1 pseudogene is annotated in these 325 nt (G+C 37.5%); it reads right to left on the reverse strand.

The features are described 5' to 3' along the window. Positions 1-325 (reverse strand): annotated as a pseudogene (locus tag ACX6CF_RS27385) (hypothetical protein); the annotation flags it as partial.

Here is a 325-nt window from a genome sequence, read left to right on the forward strand (position 1 = left end):
ATACTGTTCTTTGCTTTGTCAATGACTCGTCAACAAATTCATGACTAACCATTTCTTTTTTCGCTATTTTCTCATGTAATTTACAAACAATCTTATTCTTTTCAATCTCGGCTCTATCTGCTTCTATATCTAGATAACCCGTTCCTCCATTGAGTAATGCATATAAAAATCCATCTTGAGATGTTGGTAGCCCCCATCCACCTTTTTTAAGTGCCCATGGAACTACTAAACACTCATGATAAACCAACGTGTATAGTGGTACTGGAATCCCAATTGCATCACCAGTATAATTCCAACCATCTAATGGTACAACCAGTGCCATGGG

The organism is Vallitalea sediminicola, assembly GCF_054408565.1.